The organism is Mariniradius sediminis, assembly GCF_021491425.1.
Lineage (GTDB): Bacteria > Bacteroidota > Bacteroidia > Cytophagales > Cyclobacteriaceae > Mariniradius > Mariniradius saccharolyticus.
Map to the genome: position 1 here is coordinate 205,044 of NZ_JAKEVZ010000004.1, position 20,592 is coordinate 225,635.

Below are 20,592 nucleotides of genomic sequence, written 5' to 3' on the forward strand. Positions count from 1 at the left end.
GCCGTGTCTATTTGAATTGGGTGACGAGTTCGCCCCATGCGAGGTACACGCCGCCATTCCTTTTCTTGTATTGGTTCATTACCTCGTAGTCGGAAAATGCCACAATTTGGCTGGCCATCGGGGTTTTGAACTGATCTGACTTAAGGTAAAAGCTGGTAGTGGCGTCGACAAGTTTTTCTGGGTTTTCGTAGTCTATGACCAGCACGTGTTTGATATCCTCCTGTGCCACTTCGCCGGTTTCCATAAATGCCATCAGGCAATTGATGTCGTCGAAGATGTAGATCTTTCCTTTTTTGGTGACGATCTCGGCGCCATAGTGGGGGTCCATCAGCTTCATTTTGCACCAGTGGCAGACGTCTTGGCCAAACTGGATTGGACGTGGGTCCGTGCTGCATCCGAGCAGAAGGAGCGCAAGTAGTAGGGTTATGGGGAGGGTTTTCATGGTTTGATCGATTGGTTATTCAGTATTGGGGAATGGTGTTGATGTTTATTTTGCTCTAAACTCTCTGAATGAGGCGAGCCCAGCAAGGAGCACTGATGCCCCTAAGATCCAACCACCTGTATCAGGACCTGAATACGCTAAGAAATTGAGTAGTTCCTTGTAGCCGATCAATGGAGGCTGATAGGCCATCCCAGGAACCTTGATGGCAGCTGAAGGGTCGAGATTGTGGCCGTAGTCATATCCCCACAGGTACATGTCCACGAGTACACCGAGGCCGAGGATCAATAGAAGCAATAAGTAGGTATAAAGCGCCCATCTCTTGGCCAATATCGCTGCCAATACACCAAAGGCTATGATCGCACCAAAAACGTAAACCAAGTATTGCAGCTCGGGGAACATCTCTTGGCCGATATGCTTCATGCCAATGTAGTGGTTGACGCCGTTGATGATATCCACGTCTCCGCTGAGGCGGTCGATCCAGATTTTCATGTTCAGACCCTCGGGGTATTGGGGTGCCCAAAGGCTGATTTGCCAAAGTGGTGTGAAGTAGGCCGAAACCATCAGCAAGGCTGAGACCAAAATCAGAATTCTCGAAAGTGAACTGGTAGTTTTCATGACTAAGGGTTTTAAATACCGCCAACCAAACGGTTGGCGGTATTCTTGGGAATTAAGCAACTATTCTACTGAGCCAGTTGAATACTTGAGTGGTACATTGCTGCCGGCAGGTGATACCCGCAGGTAGCCTTGCATTTCTTGGTGCAGTGCAGAACAGAAGTCTGTGCAATAGAATGGGAATACGCCGACCCGGTCAGGCACCCATTTCAATGTCTGTGTCTCGCCCGGCATTACCAGCAGTTCGGCGGTATTGGCGCCCTTGATTGCAAATCCGTGCGGTACATCCCAGTCTTGCTCCAAGTTGGTCACGTGGAAGTACACCTCGTCACCCAATTTGACACCTTCGATGTTGTCAGGCCTGAAGTTGGAGCGGATGGTGGTCATGTAGACATGGACTTGGTTGCCATTTCGTTCCACCCGTGCGTCGTTGATACCTTTTAGGACTGCTGGGTGGGAGTTGGTCTCCAAGGGGAAGAATTTGACTTGCTTGTCTTTGACCAAAGTGGCTGGGAAAGCTTCCGCATAGTGCGGTTCACCGATGGTTGGGAAGTCCAAAAGCAGCTGCATCTTGTCACCTGAAATGTCATAAAGCTGTGCAGAGTGTGCCAATTCCGGTCCAGTTGGCAGATATCTATCCTTGGTGATTTTGTTGTACGCTACCATGTATTTGCCATGTGGCTTACCGGTTGGGCCGCCTGGAATCATCAAGTGCCCCACGGAGTAGTAGGTTGGCACCCGGTCCAAAACCTGCAAAGTCTCGATATTCCATTTGACTACTTCAGATGAGACAAACATAGAAGTGTAGGCATTTCCTTTTCCGTCAAACTCGGTGTGCAATGGGCCAAGACCTGGCTTTTCTACTTCGCCATGGAGCACTGACTCATATTTCAACACAGGCATGCCGTCAACACTACCTTCAAAGTCTTGCTTTTCGATCGCTGCCAGCATTTTGGTGAAAGAGAAAACGGGAATAACCGCGGCCAATTTTCCGGAACCGATGATGTACTCGCCGCTTGGGTCGGTATCACATCCGTGTGGGGATTTTGGACAAGGGATAAAATAAACGATGTCTTTCAACTCCCTGGGATCCAATGACAGTACCTCGTTCATCATCGTGGAGGTGCCGGTGTGGGAGTTTTCATCCCATTTGTTATGCGCATATTTGGCAGGGACTTTCTTGCCCTTGCCCTGGGCGATGTATTCTTCTGCTTTCTTCCAGTTGACGGCCATGATGAAGTCCTTGTCTTTTTGGGATGCGTTCACTTCCAAAAGCGTATGGGCCATCTCGGTGTTGTAGGTAGAGAAGAAGAACCATCCATGTGATTTTTTCTTACCAGCCCTTGCCAAATCAAAGTTGAACGGCGGAGCTTCCAATTGGAAAGCCAAGTTCATGTCTCCGTGGTCTTTGTCTACAGAAATGAAGGAAATCGTTCCGCGGAAATTATCCTTGTAGGTATCGATCGGCACATCCCTGTTTTGATCGCTGCCAGTCGGTACAGAAAACCTGGTTCCAGCCACCACGTACTCGGTGTTTTCAGTAATGAAAGGAGAGGAGTGGTTACCACCGGAATTTGGCAGCTCTAGGATTTCCACGGTTTTGAAAGTGGTCAAATCTACGCGTGCAATACGTGGCGTATTGTTGGCATTGCCAAAAGCCCACCTTGCGTCATGCTCGGCATTGGTTGTTGAAATGGCAATATGGTGTAGATCATCCCAAGGAACGAAGCCGTGCGATGTGTTCAACATCGGTTTTGTTTCTTCCGTAAAACCCCAGCCATTTTCAGGATGGACCGAGAACACGGGGAGGATTTTCAATACTCTTCCTGATGGAAGGCCTACGACGGACATTTGCCCGTTGAAACCGCCAGAGATGATGTTGTAAAACTCATCATGCTGGCCGGGCGCTACATATACCTTGCTTGCCGCATCACCCGAGATGGCCGTTTGGGCTCCTTTGGGTTTACAGCCATAGGTAAGGGTCATGGCGACTGCAGCACCTGCTACTAACCATAATTTTGTTTTCATTGTATTGGGGGTTTGGTTGATTTATTAAAGGGCTCCGTCTTTGGAACCGGCTTTTTCTAGGTCATTTTTTCTGAGAAACTCCAGGATATCCCGGGCATCACCCACGGATATGTTTTGGTTTGGCATACGGGTGAGACATTCCTCAAGGAGGGCTTGGGCCGTTGGGTCTTGGTCCAGCATCACGTCCACGTTGGTAATCATGTTCATGATCCATTCCGGTTTCCTTCTGTTGGTCACACCTTGAAAGCCCGGTCCAACCAAACGCTTGTCGTTGAGTTGGTGGCAAGCGGTACACTTCATATCCACGATTGCTTTCCCCTTATTGGCAAGTGCTTCGTCGATTCCTTCGCCGATTTCCACGGATTTGATTTCACCGATACCCTTTGGATCTGCTGCTTTTTCTGCCGCGGGTTCTGCACTTGGAGGCGTGTAAGTGCCTTGGTTGCTGCCTCCTCCACAACTGGTCCATAGGAATGCTGCGATTCCTATGGACAGGATTACTGAACTTTTCATAGATTGATTTTTGGTTTGGATGTTGAAATTTGATTTGGATTGTATGGGAGTAATTGTTTCGCCTAATGGGCTACGAAATGCGGCATATAGCAAGACTGCCAAGGAGACAGGAAACAGGACGGAGGCTGAGAAGACGATGAGGTGATATTGGGGTAGGTATCCGGCTTCGATCCAAAGCAGCAGGCCCTGAATGAAAAGGAGGGTTTCTGTGAGGACAAAAGCCCATATCAACAGCGTCCAGCCTTTCTTGGAAAGTTTGTCAATTGGCAACCAGCCTTTGCGTACCATCACTGCCCCAATTCCGAGGGACACGGTCCCAAGCATCACGAGGTGGATAAAGCCAATTACAAACAATCGGATTGTTATCGAGATATGGGCTACGGAGGGCACGGCGAGCAGTGCCATTACCAATGCCTTGGCGATCAGACTCAGCACTCCGAGATACATCAGCCGATCCACCCAATGGGAAGGGAAGCCGAGTCCAGGAAAAAGTGCCGAGATAAGTGGCCTCAAAATCCAGAAATAAGCCAAACTCTGCATCACGACACCCAATGAGTTGGTAGGGCTCAGGAATGGCATCGGCGTGCTCCAGGATACGCTCAAGGCATAGGTCAAAAGCACGGAAAGGTGCAGGGTCCATTCTTGCGTTTTGCTCAAGTGGATCGTTTTTCCCTTTTCCTCCAGGTAATGCATCAGCACGCCAAATACCGCATAGGTAAACCAGCCGCTTAGCTGAAGGTGCAAAAACCACTGCACGCTCATGAAGTACAGGGGATGGTTGCGACCTAGGAGTACGCTAACGGGACCTATCGCCAAGAGCCCCAAAGTCGATAGCAACATCCAATAGATGCTGAACTGAATCATTCGTACGGCTGTGGAAGATGGAGCTTTCTTGAGGTCTCGTAGAATTTGGACGGAGAAATAGTAACTCGACAGCAGTTGGATCGTGCTGAAGAAGATACTCACGGCACCGTATCCCTGTATAGGGAAGCTCGCCAACATGCCCAAGCCGGCGACTACGTTGATTGTGAGCATCTTTTTGTATAGTCCGGCCCTTTTTTGATCCGAACCGAAGCTAAACACATAGTAACCCATGATCAACATGTATCCCCAGCCCAGCAAAGCGATATGGGAATGGGTGTGCAGTAGATTTTTGTAGGCGAAAAATGGAATCTCGCCCAGAAAATAGTACCGCATCATCAATCCAAAAACACTGGCGGCAAAGAAGAAAAACAATGCCCAGCGCATCCAAGATTTCACCAAGTATTGGGTCGAATTCACTCCCGGTAAATTGGCTTCGATATGTGGTCGCTGGGTTGACATGGGATTATGAATTCAGGAGTTCAAAGGCTTCCAAAGCTTTTGGGAACAGGATGTTGTTTTCCAAATGGATATGGGTGTGGAGGTCGTATTCAAATTCTTCGAGCATCGCAAAGGCCACTCTGTAGGTTTGGCACCCGTCTTTGGGCGGGGTGTAGCCATGACTGAGTTCAGAAATGATGCGGAATCTTTCGCCCTCGCCAGCATGATCATCTTCCATCATGTGGATGGGATTTTCGATATGTCCAAAGTGGGGTTTAGAAAGTGGGAAATGACTCTTTTGGGCTTCTTCCATCGCTTTGATGTATGGAAAAAGTATTAGTTCCTCCTTCTTCATATGGATTGTCAATGCGTCGGCAGCTTCAAAAAACAGCCTGCGGATTTCGAACAGCTCAGGATGTCTGTCGCCATGTACATGCTCCAGTTTTTGGAGATAGGCCTTGAGGGCCGGGATGGTTTTCTCAACATACTTGTGGTGAGTGTCGACGATGTAGTCAATCAAGTCGGTCATCCCAAAATCCTTGAAATGGACCTCCTCGGGGGTTGTCATCGTTTTTTCCAGATCACTGAGGACAGATGCGACCGATGCACCGTTCAATTCACAGGCAGCCTTTAAGGTGATGCCACCTTTGCAGCAGAAGTCTATTCCGTATTGTGAAAAGACTTGTGCGGTTCGGAAATTGTCGGCCACGATTCGTCCGACTTTTTTTTCTGCGAGGTTTTCCATTTCTGTAGTCATTTTTGTGGGAGTGTTTTGTCTTTTATTGCTTCAAATTTTTTTTAATACTTCAGGAAGCTGATGCCCACATTCACCCGCTCAGCGACATCCTTGAGACTTGTCGTCATTAGCATGCCCGTCAGGTGGTCGCGGATAGCCTTGAACTTATGATGAACAGGGCAGGGGTGGTCTTCGGAGCACTTTTCAAGCCCCAAAGCACAGCCCGTAAATAACATGTCTCCGTCGATCGATTCCACAATTTGGGAAAGGACGATTTCGGCGGGATTTTTTGCGATAAAAAAGCCGCCATTTGGGCCTTTTGTAGATGCAAGCAGCTCGTCCCTGACCAAGGCCTGCAGGATCTTTCCCGTAAAGGCCTCCGGTGAATTGATCGCTTTCGAAATCTCCTTCAGGCCGACGCGCTCCTGTTCGGTGGGTAGCGTTGCCACGTAGATCATGGCGTTGATGGCGTATTTGCAGGTCTTCGAAAACATCTTCGGCTGTATTACAGGACAAATATATCTTTTTTATAAAAAGGACAAAAATATCCGATAATATTTTTTTAAAAATTTCGCCTCAGGAGGAAACCGGAAGAGGGCACCTCAATTGCAGGATTTTCTTTTCCTGTCTTGTTTACCTATTTTGGGATATGCATCCAGCGTTGAAAGCTTATTTCCAGGAGAAGACGAATATTTCTGAAGAGAGATTGGCTTTCATTTCTTCGTTTTTCACAGAGAAGAAGTGCAGGAAAAACGAGTATTTGCTTAGACAGGGAGAGGTGTGTCGTTTCAATTATTTTGTTGTCGCAGGCTGTATGCGGATTTTTTCGACAGGTGAAGGCGGAATGGAAAACACAAGATATTTTGCGTTTGAAGGAAAATTCGGCACTTCGTTCATGAGTCTGATTAGTAGGGAACCATCGATCGAGTCCATCCAATGCCTTGAAAAAACAACCGTCTATTGTATATCGAGGGAGGATTTTTATTTTTTGGTGGAGAGCGAACCGGCCGTCAACAAAATCTACCGGAACATTCTCGAATCCGCCTACATCACTACACAAAAACGGATTTACAATCTCCAATCCGCAGATAGCCTGGATCGGCTTAGGTGGCTGCTGAAGGAATATCCGACGATTTTGAATCGGATATCAAGCAAAATCGTCGCCAGCTACCTCAGTGTAACACCCTACACGCTCAGCCGCCTCAAGGCAAAGCTGTAGCTTCCAAATCCTTGCTTTGGAGCAACTTTTTACCGCTTCCAATTCTGGAACTTTGTAGGGAAATAATCCTTGTATCATGAAAGACGCTATTCGAAATTCTCCCCATTCCAGATTTTTTGTCCTTTTTCTGCTTGTTTTTTTCAGTGCCCATTACCAAGCCATAGCCCAAGCGACTGCGCCGAAAGTTCCAACACCAGTCGAATTGATGGCCGGCAACAATCGGCTCTTTTTCCAAATGGTAGTGAAAAGGAAATTCAGCCCAGATAGCAAATTTGGGTTTCTTAACGTGTCTTCATTTTCCACGAGTTATGACAACGAAAGGGAAGAATTGGATTTGGTTGCGCCGGTTTTGATCAACTATACGCTGTACAAAGGTTTTGGCCTCGTCGCAGGAACGACCATCAACAATCGGGTTGGGTTTTCTCCGCTTGTCGGGGCACAGCACTCATTCACAAACCAAAAGTGGGTCGCAGTGACGATTGCATCTTTGTTTCTCAACTCCAGCCGAAACGTGGAGCTTTTTGGAATTTATGAGTTCAAACCCCAGCTTACTCCAAAGACCAACTTGTACACCCGGGTGCAGTTTATGTATATCCATAACACGGCCCAGAATTTCCATGCGCGTAGTTTTTTGCAATTGAGGGCTGGCGTTAAGAAAGACGCGCTGAGTTTTGGCCTGGGTGCAAATTTGGACCAATATGGGCCAGAAAAGGACTTCAAACCAAATTTCGGGCTTTTCGTGGGTTGGGCATTTCTCTAGTAACGATATAGAGCAACATCGATTCTGTTAATGTGAAAAAAAGAAAGGCGATTTAGTGTCCGCCGTTTTCGATCGAATAGCTTGAAACAGCAAGTAATTCTAACAAAACAAAAAAAGCCCGAGCGATCGGGCTTTCTGGTGAAATATGGGAATCTGCTTAGCTATTTACCAGCTCGTTTTCTTTGATGGACCACTCTGCCCATCCACCTGCATAGTTTAGGATATTGTCAAATCCATTGGCGGCCAAGATGGAATAGCCGATCGCAGACCTTGCGCCACTTTGGCAATGGATGATGACCGGCTTGTCTTGGGATATCTTGTCCAGGTTTTGGGTAAGTTTTCCGACGAAAATATGTTCGGCTCCTTCGATGTGGCCTTTTTGGAACTCTGAAGCAGCCCTCAAATCCACGACTTGTACCTTTCCTTCCGCAATTTTTTGTTGTGCGGTTTCAAAATCGATAGGTGTGTAGCTTTCGAGTTTACCGCCTTCATAGGCATACAGCTGCGCAGGCGTGATGTATCCAGCGAGGTTGTCCAATCCGATACGCATCAGTTTTCTGGTAATATCTTCTACTTGCGCGTCTTCGGCAATGACGTAGAAGTCTTCATCATAGCTGACGTACCAGCCCATCCACGTGGAGAATGAGTTGTTGTTGGTGATGCTCAAGGTTCCTCTCAGATATCCTTTGGTATAGTCGGGCCAAGGTCTGGTATCAATTATTTTTGCTCCTTGGGCTTTGACTTGTGCGAATTCAGTTTGACTCAGGTTTTTGATTGTTGGGACTGTTGTCACCAGTTTTCTGTCCACCTTGTTGAGTTTTTTCATCATCGCAAAATACTTTGGCGGCTCGGGCTGACCTGCTAGAAGTTCCTGTGAGAAGGCTTTCTTGTCGTTCAAGAGCTGCAGTGCCCAGTTTCTGATTTTCTCATAGCCGACAGTGGTCATCGGTACAGCGCCCAAGGCCTTGCCGCAAGCAGAACCTGCCCCATGGCCCGGCCAAACTTGAAGGTAATCCCCCAACTTGACGAATTTGTGTAGGGAATCAAACATCTGTGCAGCGCCGATATCCTGCGTGCCTTTGATACCCGCAGCTTGTTCCAAAAGGTCAGGTCTTCCAACGTCGCCGACGAACACGAAGTCTCCCGTAAAGAGCATCACGGGTTCAGTGGTAGCCGGTTTGTCGGTCAAAAGAAAGCTGATGCTTTCTGGCGTATGTCCTGGGGTATGGATGACTTCAAAGGTAAGGTTGCCCATTTTGATGACATCTCCGCCCTTGACTTTGTTATGGGGGAATTCATATTTCCAGTTTTCATCGCCCTCGTCGGACAGGTACATTTCGGCACCGGTCAAGGCCGCCAATTCCCGCGAACCACTCAGAAAATCCGCATGGATGTGCGTTTCCAAGATATGGGTGATTTTCATGTTATTGGCTTTTGCAATGTTGAGATAGGTATCCACATCTCTTTTTGGGTCGATCACTGCGGCGACACCTTTTGCTTGGCAGCCAACTACGTAGCTGGCTTGTGCCAAACTTTTGTCATAGACTAATTCGAAGAACATATGATATGATTTTTGACTTGTTTCAATTTACCTGAGATCGGACCGAAAACTTCGTCATCGGTGATTCCGACATGCACGATACAAAACAAGGGATAAGATGACATTTGTCATGTGATAAAAATTACTCAGGCAATCCAGAAGTCAGCTAAGGATAGTGATTTTTCGGCTTTATGGGTAAAGTCGAGTTGTTTAGCTTGGAAATGCTTGGTTTTGCGTGATTTCCTTATTTGATCGATTTCAAGCCTTCCAGTGCAGACGCATCTTCCGGTGAGTTCAGCAGGACCTTTTGGAAAAGTACTTTTGCTTCCCTGAATTTTTGGAGTTTCAGCTTGTTCCACGCTAGCAAAATCAATCCATCATAATCAAAAGGATACAGGTTCACCACTTTTTCCAGATAAGGATCCGCCTTATCATAGCTTCCTCTGTTGTAATAGATCAATCCCAGTCTGTAATTGACCAAGGTGTTTTGTGGATCAATTTGAAGGATTTTTTGATAGATTTCTTCCACTTCGTTCCATTTGCCCTGTACCGAAAGGGGCAAAACCAGACCTAATTTGGGCTCGATGGCATAAGGCTTCAAGGCAACCGCTTTGTTGTAATACTCCAATGATTCGGATAGCTGTCCGGCAAGGTAGGTCAGCCATCCAAGCCGCAGGTTGATTTCGTATCCATCTGCCTCATACACCTGCCCTAAGGAAGCAATTGCGCCCTTGTAATCTTGGCTTTTTTCCAAAGAATAGCTTTGCTTGAAGGCCTCAGTGGTTTTGTCTTGTGCAAAGGTTTCCACAGCGACAAACCCACTAAATAGCAGGGAAAGCACAATGGTCTTTAGGAAGTGCCGCTGATAAGACTGACTTTCATTTGAAGGTTTCATGATCTTTTTGGTTAGAATGTCCATGTGATGATGCCTGTGATTGCCTGTGTGTTGTAAGTCTGCGTATTGAGATTTTCGCCCGCAGAGACAGGAAAAAATTCACTTTGATTTTGAAAAAGGGTATAGTCCAACGTCAGTTTTAGATTGGAAGACGGAAGGATCAAAAGTCTCCCGCCGAGTCTTTGTTTGATGGTATCCATGCGGTTAAAAACCAGCAAACCGTCATTCATGAAGAAGTTGTTCATATTGCCAAATGTCCCATACCCTTCCACCCAAAGCCATCTTGTAGTTTTCAATCCGATTTGTTGGTCAAAAACAAAGTTTGCGCTGTTATTCCCTCCCCCGAAATCCTGCTGATGCAGGGAAGCGGTAGATGCGGTATAGAGGTTTAGATTTCCGAAAGGGAAAATGATGACTTTGCCGTCCGCTTGGTTTTGGGTGAAATTGCCCAATGAACCTCTGTAATAGGAAGCTCCAATGGTGACTCGATTCAGTCGCTTGTAAAGCGAGACGAATCCGGTAAGGTCATTTTCCCCCGCATTTGAAATTACGGTGGATTCCACGGATGGGCCCGGAGGCCCGGAGGTGATGGTGCTGGTCACAGGAAAAATCCTTCTGACGAAATGTAACCCTCCCAGGAGCGTGAGACCCTTGCCAATAAGCAAGTTGGCCGCCACATAGTATTGATGTACAGATGAGGCAAAGGTTTTGTCCAGAATTTGTTCGTTTGCCGATTGACTATACAACAAATGACTTACCTGGAGATAGGAGTATCCTTGATAAATCGAGAAACGTGGAGAAAGGTCTAGCCCCAAGCCTCCGAAATAGTAATGGTGGTAGTCCGGGATAAACTGCGACCCCTCCATACCAATTGGTGCATTCGGATTGAAATCCTGAATCACTGAGGGGTCGATTTGTCCCGTAAAATTGTAGGCAAGATCAAGTCTTGAAACTACGGGAAGCTTCTCGGTTCCCGTTTTGCTTTTCAAAACTGGATCAAATCCTTCGGCAATAACTTTGGCTTCCGCAGATCTTCCCGAAAACAAATTGGCAAAATAGAGGTATTCCTGGACGTAGGATTCAGAATCGTTTAATTCTCTTGCTTTTTCAAAATGCCGGATGGCTGCGTGGTAATTTCTTTTTTCGTAATGGGCAATGCCTATTCTTACCCTGAGGTAATAGAAATCAATTCCCTGCTGAATGGCCTTGTTACCTTCCTCGATCAATCTGTCCCAAGCACCTTGTTGAAATAGCTCATAGGTTTTGGCATCCACCTGTGGAAGGCTCTGCTGGGCCTGGACAAATGCCCATGGAATTGCAAGCAGTGCGATGAAAATCAGTCTGCGGTACATGTTGCCTTAATTTGGGAGTGTCTGTTTGTGAATTCAAAGCTTTGAAGGCCGTTAGCTGCAATCAGGAACTGGAAGCGTGAAGTTTCCATTTCCTGCCCAAATGCCGATTTCGTGATCTTTCCATCCAATTGGATCGGCTGAAAGCCAATTCCCCGGGCTTTTTCGGGATAATTGAGCGTGTATTCTCCCTTCAGGTATCTGTAGAACGGTGCAAATAGATCCTGTACGAAAAGCCTATTCGGTTGGAAGACCATATTGATGGCGAAGGTGTCCTGCAATCGAAGCCTATTGGAGTACCCAAAACTCACTTTGTAGGCTGATAGAAAGAAAAAATACAGGAGCGATTCCCGATCGCCGGTAAAATGAATGAAATGCAGGGTGCCTTCGTCCAATTTGTAAAAGGCCTTGGAACCCGTCGCCTGACATTCCAGGTAGGTATTGAGCCAGTAGTCTCTTTTCACTTCCCACACCACAGCTTCACCCTTGTTGGTTTCCCAATGGAATTGGTTTCCAATGACAAATGAGAATGCTTTCTTCAATTGCATATTTGTTGTCAGTGAAGAAACTACCGCATCCAATGGTGGAATGCCTACTGCCTCGAGGCTTTCGGTTCCTGCATATCTCATCCAGAAGTCGGAGATCGGGTAATCGATCGTCTTTGAGCCGATGAATGGCGTCGCCTGCAGCTGGAAATGAAGGTGGGGAAATGCGGAATTGCCTGAATTTCCCACTTTGGCGATGATTTCGCCTTTGCTGACTTTATCTCCGATTTTGGGTAGGATAGAGCCTTTTTTCAGGTGGCTGAGTTTGCTGTAGAGAAATTCCGAATGTTTGATCACCACGGTGTTTCCCCAATTCTTGTCGAGGTTTCTGGTTCCGACGGTATTGTCTTCGATGTCATTGACAAGGACCTCTACTACTCCGTCGGCGGGTGCAAGGACGTTTTTGTCAAAACAGAAGTAATCCGAAGCAAAATCACCCTCATCGCGAAATGTTTTGCCCTGATCGTCCCTGATCTCAAAATCCCAAGCATGTTTCCAGTCATCTTTGTGGGTGAAGGCACCATTGTGGCCCTGGGTGACTGACCATTCTCCGAAAAAGGGAAGATAAATTGGGATAGGGCTTCCGTTGCCAAACCGTTCTTGGTAATTGACAAAATTGTAAAGATTTTTTTCAGGTGATTGCTGCTGCCAAAAGATCGTGCTGAGACCGATACGGTTGTCAACCCTAAATTTTAATCCATACAAAAACAAAAGGACCGTAATATTGAATGGAAAAGAATATACCGGCAAATAGAGCTTGTCAAAGACCTGTTGCAGGGAGATTCCGATAATGGCTGTGATCGGAATAATGAATAGCAGGCTGAGATAGGTGTTCCTGTTTGGAATAATGAAGTATCCCCCAAGCGCAATGGCCGTGAGTATATAATTGAATCCGATGTAGCTGTAGGATATTTCGGAAAAGGGTATTCCCAAAGCAATATAAAAAAGGTAGGCGATATAAAATCCAAGAAGTGAAAGGGTGAATCCGATCCGGGAATAAAGCAACAAGCCAAGTGCAGCAAAAAAACCCGAAAAGATGTTTTGCTGGAAAAATATCGCTCCGATGGAAAGGAAATATGCCTTGATGGAGGTGTGGAAAGGGATTTGGTTCCACCATTCGTACATATCGACGAGGTTTTTTCCACCCAACAAATAGAGTTCATTGAGGAAATAGACACCCCGTTCGCTCAATCCCAAAGCCTCAAACTGACGCGTAGCCAGCCTTAAAGTCCAAAAGACAAGAATAAAAGGAATACTCAGGAATGGCAGTCCATATTTGCCCAGAATTCCCTCAAATGCCAAGGCCACAAAGACGGTGAGCATGCCGGAAAAGACTGCCAAAACCAGCAGCAAAGGTCCTGGCTCGAAATAGATGGATAGACCGACACCTACCAAAAGGGAATTGAAGCCATAGTATCCCTGCCGTACGTTGGGTTCGTATAGACCCAAAAAATGACCTGTCAGCAAGGCTGTACTGACAGCGAAAAATCCATACATTCCCACGTAAAAATCCACAAAAGTCACCGCCATCAGGATAGTTCCAAACCATTTGTTGTTGGAAAAGAATACCTGCGCATAACTGTTGAGGAGCGCATCTATGAACCATTCCAGCCTTTTCATGGCTCCGTAGGGATTTACAGGTCAAATTTCGCCAAGTGATCCGGCGTGATTTCTTGGGAGTTGATCGTTTCCAGTGTTTCGGCTTTTCTGATCAGATGTGGCTTACCCTTGCCGTCCAACAACACCACGTTTGGTCGCATATTGATAAATTGAAGCCATTGTGTATTGTTATATGCACCAACTCTTCGGATGACATAGTGGTCCCCTTTTTTCAAAAGAGGGAACATGATATTGCCGCGGATGACATCTATGTTCATGCAAAGCGGCCCATAGATCGTCGTGTCTTCGGATTGTTCGGAGACAGGTTCCACAGGTCTGATGTCATGTTCATACCAAAATGCCGTAAACAGCAGGTTTACACCGGCATCAATGATTGTAGCCCGACGACCGTCTGCCAGTCTTTTGTTGGCGATTACAGTCCCAGCCAAATATCCCGCATCGTCGATCATTGCACGGCCGGTTTCCAGTATCAGCAAAGGAAGATGGTCAGGTTTGATTTCACTGCTCATGAGCGCGGAGGTGATAGCTTCCGCAAAGTCATCGAAAGAAGGCGCTGTATCGGTTCCTGGATAGTAGGCGCCACGAAGCGTGTTTTTGGAAGCAAATCCGCCGCCTAAGTCAAGATATTGGAGTGCCTGGCCAAACTTCTTTTCGATCCTCACAGCCAAATCTGCCAACTTTGTCGCAGCCACTTTGTATGCCTCTGTGGTCATGATATATGTGCCGATGTGGGTATGTAGGCCGACGAGATCCAGCTGCTTGCTTGCCATGATCCTATTCAACGCATCCCAAGCTTCGCCATTTTCATAGTTGAAGCCAAAACGGTCCCATTGTGGGTAAATACCTGTATTCATGTTTACCCGGATGGCGACTTTGGGTCGCAGCACGGATTCCTTGCTGAGCGAAATGATTTCATACAGTTCGTCAAAATGGTCAATATGGATTAGGGAGCCGTTTTTGATCGCTTTGGACAGGTCTTCCCGGCTTTTGTCCGGGCCGTTGAACACGATCAAATCTCCCGGAACGCCATTGGCAATTGCCTTTTCATATTCGAACCCTGACACGACTTCCGCCCAGGCGCCTTCTTGATGGAATACATTGCATACGGCATTGAGGTAATTGGTCTTATAGGACCATGCAAACTGTACCTTGGGGTACCGCGAGCTAAAGGCCCGATGTGCAGTTTTATAGGTTTTCCGAATAGTGGATTCGGAGATGATGACCAATGGTGATCCGTAGGACTCAAGCAAAGACTTGATGGAAACACCATCGATATGGCTGACAGGCTCCAGTTTATGCGCCATTCCATACTTACTGGGAAGACCCGCATTGATTCGCTGGATGATGGGCCGTTCGAATGTTAGCTTTGTCATGGTTTCAGTTCGGGTTAGAGTTCTCCCTTGGTAGAGAGTTGTTCAAATTCCTTGAGGTCACAAATCATATCGTACGAATAACGGATAAACATTTTTCCGACTTCGTAGTGGGTAAAGGGTTTGACCTCCATGCCCATCGCCAGCATGACCAGCGCTTCGGGTAGGTTTTGCCCGGCCGCCACGGCCAGATATACCCATGCAGGAAGCCTTGGATTGATTTCGATCATGTAAAGCTCGTTTGCCGCAGTCCTGATCAGTTCGAGCTCCATCCCCCCACGCCAATGTGTTTGTGAGATAATCTTGTGGGTCAAGTCCAGCATCGCGGGATCTTGGAGTGTAATTCCGCCCCAGCCTTTGCCTTTGTCGGTGATATAGGTTTTGCGCATGGGGACAGCGCCGACGGTATTGCCATTGCCGTCACCGAGGGCGACTACATTGACCTCTGTACCTCTGACAAATTCCTGGATGACGATGGGTAGGCCCCATTTTGCTGCAATCTTATTGAAGTAAATCCCGACTTGCTCCAAGTCATAAGCGATATAGGCATCGTAGAATTTACCCTTCACGACTACGGGATAATCAAATTTTTCCTCGATTTTCCGAAAGTCCATGATGCTGCCAATGGGCTCACTGTAGGGGACTTTTACTCCGTATTTTTCTCCGTACTGGGGGAGATTGGATTTGTGCCTTTCTTCAAACTGCTGCAGGGTAGGGAGGAATGTCCGGATGCCCATGTCGCGCAGGACCTTTTCGGACTTCATGAAAGTGAACAGTTCGGAGTCAAAATTTGGGATCAGCACATCCACGTGCTCTTTTTCCTGGATGTATTTGATCCTATCGAGCAAGGGTTCCACGCCATCCGACGGATAGGGTACTTTGTAGGTTTTGTCCACGAGCTCATGCATGTAGGGCCCAGGTTCCAAATTGTCGTATGCCAGTCCAATGATCCTGGCATCGATTTTCGTCGAATCTCTGATTCCTCTGATCACGGGGATTCCCGGTCCGGGACTATCAATATTATTGAGTCCCGATAAGGCGATATTGAGTTTAATCTTCTCCATCGGATTCTGTCAGCCGCAACTGCTTGAGCGTTGTTGTGAAGTCGTAGTAGTACCTTTCAAATGATTCAGGATCTACTTCATATTTTATCGACATTTCTGCCAGGACCTGCTGGAAATCTTTCCCCGATTTGATCAACTGTACGATTTCCAAGCCTGTCGGATTGAGCGAATACGAATCACCTGTACCCGGGTCAAAAACAAATCCCGAATCACTGATTGCGATATTTTTCTTGATTCTTGTCATAGCAGGGATGTGAAGGGTTCAATCTTTATTGATGGTTAAAAATTAGAAAGATTTAGGGAGGGAAATTATGACATTTGTCACCCAATAGAGAAAATCTATCGTGTTTTGAGTCAACCAGACAAATCCATTCATGTGTGGATTTTGATGCTTCGAAAGTTTATTGAAGATAGCTTATGTAGATACCGTTTCTTTCAATTGGGTTGAGTTTCGGCCAAGTTTCTCCCGTAATTTCTCGATCGCTTCATAAACCACCGGAACGAGGTACACCGTGAGTATCAGGGAAGAAAGAAGCCCTCCGATAATGACCCAAGCCAAACCGTTTTTCCACTCTGAAGCTGTCCCTGTCGCTAGCGCGATGGGAAGCATCCCAAAAACCATGGATAGGGTAGTCATGAGGATGGGACGCATCCTGCCTTTCCCGGCTTCAATCAGCGCATCGCGGACTGTGAGCCCCTTTTCCCGCAGTTGGTTGGTGAAATCCACGATCAATATCGCGTTTTTGGTTACCAGTCCCATCAGCATAATCAGGCCAAGAAGGGCAAATAGGCTAAGGTTATTCATTGAGAGGTTAAGTGCCAAAAACGCCCCGATCACGGCGACAGGGATCGAAAACAGCACCACAAACGGATACACAAAGCTGTCATACAATGCCACCATAATCAGGTAAATCAGCAAGAAGGAAATCAACAGTACCGAACCGAGCGCGCCGAAACTATCATTTTGTCTTTTGATGTCCGAACCCCATACATAGCTGATATTTTCTGGAAGGGGATTTTGTTTCAAAAAGGCAACCACTTCGTCAGCAACGGTGCCGGATGGCCTTCCCAACGCATCTGCGGTAAGTGTCACAGCGGGTTGTCGGTCTTTTCTTTCGAGTAGTGACGCTGACTTTGTCTGAACAATAGCTGCCACTTGGGAAAGGTTAATTGGCATCCCCATGGGATTTACCAGCAACACACGGTTGATGTCATCATAATTTTGTCTGTTAAAATTGTCCAAAAGGATTCTGACGGGATATACCGTCCCCCCTTCGGTCAATGTCGCGTCATCATTCCCGCTCAATGCATTTCGTAGGGTAATGCCCACATAGGCATTGTTCAGTCCTAGGCGTTGCAGGCGGTCAGGATCGGGAATGACTTGGAATTCAGGACTTCCTTCCTCTACCGATAGTCTGACATGGTCTGCACCGGGGATATTTTCAATTACTTTTTTCAATTTGTTGGCTTCTGCCATGACCTCTTCATTGTCAGGACCGCTGAGTGTAAGCTCGATGGGAGCGGATCGGGGAACCAAACCCAAGGCTGCCATGGAATAGCCGATTCCGGGGTAGTCCTTTTTCAGAACTTCACGGATTTGCTTCATATAGCTCTCCGTCGGAGTTTTGTTACGCTCCTGAGCATCTTTGAGCTGTATGGTAAGCTCTGATTTATAGGCCGAGCCAACTCCGAGGCTTCCAATACCCGTCGAGGGACCGCCTACATTGCTAAACACGGTCAAGATCTCGGGTTGTTGGAGTAAGAACTGCTCGATTTCCAGTGTTCGGACGTTGTTTTCCTTGATGCTGGTGGATTTGTCAAACTCCAAGTAAAGCCTAAATTTCCCTTGATCTCCGGTAGCGATCAACTCCTTTCCGATGATCCCCTGCTTCAGGGTGATTGCCGTGAAGGCAAAAAGGGCAAGGACGATTCCCACAAGAATGAGTTTGTGGTCCAATACCCAAACCAATTGGCGTCCATACCAAGCTATGAAGCGATCCAACTGTTCTTCAAACCATATCAAAAACCGATTGAATAGGTTTTTTGGTTGTAGGTCCTCGGATTTCCCGATCCGTGAAGCCATCCAAGGTGTCAGGGTGAAGCCGACCAATAAACTCGTCAAAGTTGAAGTGATGACCACTACTGAAAATTGCTTGAGCATATCCGCCACAAATACCTGTAAGAAAAGAATAGGAAGAAATACAACTACATCGACCAAAGTGATTGAGATTGCCGAAAATCCGATTTCCATCCTGCCGTCCAAGGCAGCGGCGCGCTTTTCTTTGCCCATATCCAAGTGTCTTTGGATATTTTCCAACACTACCGTGGCATCGTCTACCAAGATCCCGATGATAAGCGACATAGCTAATAAGGTCATCAGGTTGAGTGTATAGCCCAGTATCCACATCACGGCGAATGCCGTCACAAGAGACGTAGGTATCGCGACCAATACGATCATCGAGTTCCTGAAACTTCGCAAAAACAACAGCATCACCAATGAAACCAAGATAACTGCCAGGATGAGGTCAAATACAACCGAATCTACCGCCGCAATAGTGTTGTCCGTGCTGTCGTCGGCGATGATAAAATCGACCCCATCTGCGGCATTTAGTTTTTCAATCTGTTCCAACTCGGCCCTGACGGCACGGGACACGTCCACGGCATTGGCATCCCCCTGTTTTTTGAGCATCAGGCCGATTCCTTCTTTTCCGTTGTAGCGACTGATCGATGTGATTTCCTTGATCCCATCCTTTACAACAGCCAAATCCCTGACATAAATCGGGCTTCCGGGTATTGGCATGGCTACCTGTACCATTTCGATATCTGACAAAGTCCTGAATTTCCCGCTTAATCTTACCGCGCTCTGCTCTTTTGCCGTCTGCACGATACCTGCTGGGATATCTAATCCAGAGCGGTTGATTGCTTCAACTACCTGCTGCAGCGACACGCGGTATTGGCGCAACTTTTCTTGGTCGATCTTTACCTGAACTTCCCGCTGTTCGCCTCCAAGAATGGTGATTTCTGCCACGCCTTTGATCTGTTGGATTTGAGGGAGATATTCGTCGATCATATTTTGGAAAAACTCCGTGCTGCTCAGCTTGCTGGTCGCAGTGATGGACATGATGGGTAGGTCATTTGGCGACACTTTGGACATCTCGGGGGCCATAACTTGCTCGGGCAAGGCCTTCCTGATATTGTCGATGTAGCGTTGCGCATCCAGCATGGCTTGATCCAGATTGACGCCATATTTCATGTTGGCTATGACGACGGAGGCATTGGGAAGGGATTTTGTCACGAGATAATCGACACCTTCCAGGTTAGAAAGCGCATCTTCAATTTTCTTGGAAACGGAAGTCTCGACTTCTTCAGGTTCTGCCCCTGGATAGACAGTCTTGATCACTACAACAGGTTGGTTGAAGTCAGGCATCAACTCGTATGACAGGTTGGTGAAGCCTATGTAACCCAGGAGAATGAAAATCGAGAAGAGTACAATGACCAGCGAGGGCCTATTGATCGATATGGATGTAATGTTCATGGCTTCTTGGATTAGAGTTTTTTGGTCACGGGGGCGCCTTCGAAGACATTGATCAGTCCGCCTGTGATCAGGATTTCGTTCTCCTGAAGTCCTGAGTGTAGCAGGACTTGGTCTCCGATTCGATTTTGGATGACAATGCTCTTCAGGATTGCCTTGCCTTCCTTGATTACAAAAACCTGTGGAGCAAGATCAGAACCGACGATGGCTGAGGATGGGATCACGATTCCTTTAATGGCAGAGACACTCTGCAGGCGCAGATGACCAAACATCCCTGCTTTGATCTTTTGGTCTATGTTGGCAATTGTAATTTCTACAGGGAAACTATTGGCCGGATTGCCTCTACTGCCGATCAGACTTGCTTCGCCTGTTGTTTCCAAATTGAGGGAAGGAATGGCGATGGGGTAATCATGGCCTATTTGAAACAAGATCAGATCCTTTTCTGGAACCTGAATGCTCAACTTCAACCAAGAAATATCGGTCAACTGAAGCAGTGGCTTTCCGGGTGCAGCAAAGTCCCCTTCTTCGGTAAGCTTGGCCGTCACGATACCGTCAAATGGAGCCCTGATTTGGCATTTATTGATTTGTTCATTCAACGTATTGATTTGGATCTTTGCAGTTTCCAAGGCCAACTCGGTTTTTTCAAGTTGTATTCCTTGGACTGCGTCATTTTCAACAAGGATTCGAAATCGGTTCAAGTCGCGCTCCAGCCCTTTCACTTGCACCTCAGCGGTTTTGCGTTGCCATTGCAGCAAGGCATCGTCCAATTGAATCAGCACCTGCCCCCTTCGTACGGTTGCTCCATTTTCAACCAAAACCTTGTTGACCTTACCTTGCACTTCAGCGCTGAGTTTACTTTCGCGATTAGGCTCCAAGGTTCCCGTGTAGTCGTATGATGGCTGCACTTTTGAGACGCTGATTTCCATCGTAGCCACCTCGACGGCCTTTGAAGGATCAAATTTGTAAACCCTTTCTTCGGCGGTTTTTTTGTTGGTGGCCAATTTTCCGATGACCAAGCCGACTAGAGCTATTGGGATTAGGATATAGAGTATCTTTTTCATGGGG

The 20,592-nt window shown here is 47.0% G+C and carries 17 protein-coding genes; 2 read left to right on the plus strand and 15 right to left on the minus strand.

Annotated features, from left to right (window positions below):
- Positions 1 to 7 precede the first annotated feature (7 nt).
- From L0U89_RS06975 to L0U89_RS07000, 6 genes are read right to left on the minus strand one after another with little or no spacing between them, the layout of a single operon-like run.
- Positions 8 to 442 carry a nitrous oxide reductase accessory protein NosL gene (locus tag L0U89_RS06975; protein ID WP_234860873.1) on the minus strand — a complete coding sequence of 145 codons (435 nt, stop codon included), beginning with the start codon at positions 440 to 442 and terminating at the stop codon, positions 8 to 10.
- A 45-nt stretch (positions 443 to 487) separates the two neighbouring features.
- Positions 488 to 1,057 (minus strand): hypothetical protein, encoded by a 570-nt coding sequence (locus L0U89_RS06980; RefSeq protein WP_234860874.1) that lies wholly within the window; start codon positions 1,055 to 1,057, stop codon positions 488 to 490.
- Between the two features lie 60 nt (positions 1,058 to 1,117).
- Positions 1,118 to 3,082, minus strand: coding sequence for a Sec-dependent nitrous-oxide reductase (nosZ, locus tag L0U89_RS06985; RefSeq protein WP_008625345.1), 1,965 nt, complete (start codon positions 3,080 to 3,082; stop codon positions 1,118 to 1,120).
- A 24-nt stretch (positions 3,083 to 3,106) separates the two neighbouring features.
- A complete protein-coding gene (locus L0U89_RS06990) occupies positions 3,107 to 4,918 on the minus strand; it encodes a c-type cytochrome (RefSeq protein ID WP_234860875.1) in 1,812 nt (603 codons plus the stop codon).
- A 4-nt stretch (positions 4,919 to 4,922) separates the two neighbouring features.
- On the minus strand, positions 4,923 to 5,654 hold the full coding sequence (gene ric, locus L0U89_RS06995; RefSeq protein WP_234860876.1) for an iron-sulfur cluster repair di-iron protein: 732 nt from the start codon (positions 5,652 to 5,654) through the stop codon (positions 4,923 to 4,925).
- Positions 5,655 to 5,695: 41 nt separating this feature from the next.
- Positions 5,696 to 6,127 carry an RrF2 family transcriptional regulator gene (locus L0U89_RS07000; protein WP_234860877.1) on the minus strand — a complete coding sequence of 144 codons (432 nt, stop codon included), beginning with the start codon at positions 6,125 to 6,127 and terminating at the stop codon, positions 5,696 to 5,698.
- A gap of 155 nt (positions 6,128 to 6,282) precedes the next feature.
- On the opposite strand from L0U89_RS07000, the gene L0U89_RS07005 reads away from it, so the two are divergent.
- Both L0U89_RS07005 and L0U89_RS07010 read left to right on the plus strand, forming a co-directional pair.
- The gene (locus L0U89_RS07005) at positions 6,283 to 6,852 is read left to right on the plus strand and encodes a Crp/Fnr family transcriptional regulator (protein WP_234860878.1); all 570 of its coding nucleotides are present in this window, start codon (positions 6,283 to 6,285) and stop codon (positions 6,850 to 6,852) included.
- A 76-nt stretch (positions 6,853 to 6,928) separates the two neighbouring features.
- Positions 6,929 to 7,612 (plus strand): hypothetical protein, encoded by a 684-nt coding sequence (locus tag L0U89_RS07010; RefSeq protein WP_234860879.1) that lies wholly within the window; start codon positions 6,929 to 6,931, stop codon positions 7,610 to 7,612.
- Positions 7,613 to 7,769: 157 nt separating this feature from the next.
- On the opposite strand, the gene L0U89_RS07015 is transcribed toward L0U89_RS07010, so the two are convergent.
- The 9 genes from L0U89_RS07015 to L0U89_RS07055 all read right to left on the minus strand — a co-directional run bounded on the left by L0U89_RS07015 (position 7,770) and on the right by L0U89_RS07055 (position 20,588).
- Entirely contained in the window at positions 7,770 to 9,173 is a 1,404-nt protein-coding gene (locus L0U89_RS07015; RefSeq protein WP_234860880.1) for an MBL fold metallo-hydrolase, read from the minus strand.
- A 223-nt stretch (positions 9,174 to 9,396) separates the two neighbouring features.
- Entirely contained in the window at positions 9,397 to 10,047 is a 651-nt protein-coding gene (locus L0U89_RS07020; RefSeq protein ID WP_234860881.1) for a tetratricopeptide repeat protein, read from the minus strand.
- An 11-nt stretch (positions 10,048 to 10,058) separates the two neighbouring features.
- Positions 10,059 to 11,399, minus strand: coding sequence for a tetratricopeptide repeat protein (locus tag L0U89_RS07025; RefSeq protein ID WP_234860882.1), 1,341 nt, complete (start codon positions 11,397 to 11,399; stop codon positions 10,059 to 10,061).
- A complete protein-coding gene (locus tag L0U89_RS07030; protein ID WP_234860883.1) occupies positions 11,384 to 13,561 on the minus strand; it encodes an urea transporter in 2,178 nt (725 codons plus the stop codon). Before L0U89_RS07030 ends, L0U89_RS07025 begins: the two co-directional genes overlap by 16 nt.
- Positions 13,562 to 13,575: 14 nt before the next feature.
- On the minus strand, positions 13,576 to 14,934 hold the full coding sequence (locus L0U89_RS07035; RefSeq protein WP_234860884.1) for an alanine racemase: 1,359 nt from the start codon (positions 14,932 to 14,934) through the stop codon (positions 13,576 to 13,578).
- 14 nt (positions 14,935 to 14,948) lie between these two features.
- On the minus strand, positions 14,949 to 15,995 hold the full coding sequence (locus L0U89_RS07040; protein WP_008625324.1) for an ATP-grasp domain-containing protein: 1,047 nt from the start codon (positions 15,993 to 15,995) through the stop codon (positions 14,949 to 14,951).
- Positions 15,982 to 16,239: a PqqD family protein gene (locus tag L0U89_RS07045; RefSeq protein ID WP_008625321.1), complete on the minus strand. Its 258-nt coding sequence runs from the start codon at positions 16,237 to 16,239 to the stop codon at positions 15,982 to 15,984. The genes L0U89_RS07040 and L0U89_RS07045 overlap by 14 nt, the downstream gene beginning before the upstream one ends.
- Before the next feature lie 171 nt (positions 16,240 to 16,410).
- Positions 16,411 to 19,530, minus strand: a complete 3,120-nt coding sequence (locus tag L0U89_RS07050; RefSeq protein WP_234860885.1) for an efflux RND transporter permease subunit — start codon at positions 19,528 to 19,530, stop codon at positions 16,411 to 16,413.
- A gap of 11 nt (positions 19,531 to 19,541) precedes the next feature.
- Positions 19,542 to 20,588 (minus strand): efflux RND transporter periplasmic adaptor subunit, encoded by a 1,047-nt coding sequence (locus tag L0U89_RS07055; protein WP_008625317.1) that lies wholly within the window; start codon positions 20,586 to 20,588, stop codon positions 19,542 to 19,544.
- Positions 20,589 to 20,592 lie beyond the last annotated feature (4 nt).

Bases quoted from the DNA above. Each gene is read 5' to 3' on its own strand.
- L0U89_RS07005 (WP_234860878.1), top strand. From the start codon at position 6,283: ATGCATCCAGCGTTGAAAGCTTATTTCCAGGAGAAGACGAATATTTCT.
- L0U89_RS06980 (WP_234860874.1), bottom strand. From the start codon at position 1,057: ATGAAAACTACCAGTTCACTTTCGAGAATTCTGATTTTGGTCTCAGCC.
- L0U89_RS06975 (WP_234860873.1), bottom strand. From the start codon at position 442: ATGAAAACCCTCCCCATAACCCTACTACTTGCGCTCCTTCTGCTCGGA.
- L0U89_RS06990 (WP_234860875.1), bottom strand. From the start codon at position 4,918: ATGTCAACCCAGCGACCACATATCGAAGCCAATTTACCGGGAGTGAAT.
- L0U89_RS07040 (WP_008625324.1), bottom strand. From the start codon at position 15,995: ATGGAGAAGATTAAACTCAATATCGCCTTATCGGGACTCAATAATATT.
- L0U89_RS07000 (WP_234860877.1), bottom strand. From the start codon at position 6,127: ATGTTTTCGAAGACCTGCAAATACGCCATCAACGCCATGATCTACGTG.
- L0U89_RS07050 (WP_234860885.1), bottom strand. From the start codon at position 19,530: ATGAACATTACATCCATATCGATCAATAGGCCCTCGCTGGTCATTGTA.
- L0U89_RS07025 (WP_234860882.1), bottom strand. From the start codon at position 11,399: ATGTACCGCAGACTGATTTTCATCGCACTGCTTGCAATTCCATGGGCA.
- L0U89_RS07020 (WP_234860881.1), bottom strand. From the start codon at position 10,047: ATGAAACCTTCAAATGAAAGTCAGTCTTATCAGCGGCACTTCCTAAAG.
- nosZ (WP_008625345.1), bottom strand. From the start codon at position 3,082: ATGAAAACAAAATTATGGTTAGTAGCAGGTGCTGCAGTCGCCATGACC.
- L0U89_RS07010 (WP_234860879.1), top strand. From the start codon at position 6,929: ATGAAAGACGCTATTCGAAATTCTCCCCATTCCAGATTTTTTGTCCTT.
- L0U89_RS07045 (WP_008625321.1), bottom strand. From the start codon at position 16,239: ATGACAAGAATCAAGAAAAATATCGCAATCAGTGATTCGGGATTTGTT.
- L0U89_RS07035 (WP_234860884.1), bottom strand. From the start codon at position 14,934: ATGACAAAGCTAACATTCGAACGGCCCATCATCCAGCGAATCAATGCG.
- L0U89_RS07055 (WP_008625317.1), bottom strand. From the start codon at position 20,588: ATGAAAAAGATACTCTATATCCTAATCCCAATAGCTCTAGTCGGCTTG.
- L0U89_RS07015 (WP_234860880.1), bottom strand. From the start codon at position 9,173: ATGTTCTTCGAATTAGTCTATGACAAAAGTTTGGCACAAGCCAGCTAC.
- L0U89_RS07030 (WP_234860883.1), bottom strand. From the start codon at position 13,561: ATGAAAAGGCTGGAATGGTTCATAGATGCGCTCCTCAACAGTTATGCG.
- ric (WP_234860876.1), bottom strand. From the start codon at position 5,654: ATGACTACAGAAATGGAAAACCTCGCAGAAAAAAAAGTCGGACGAATC.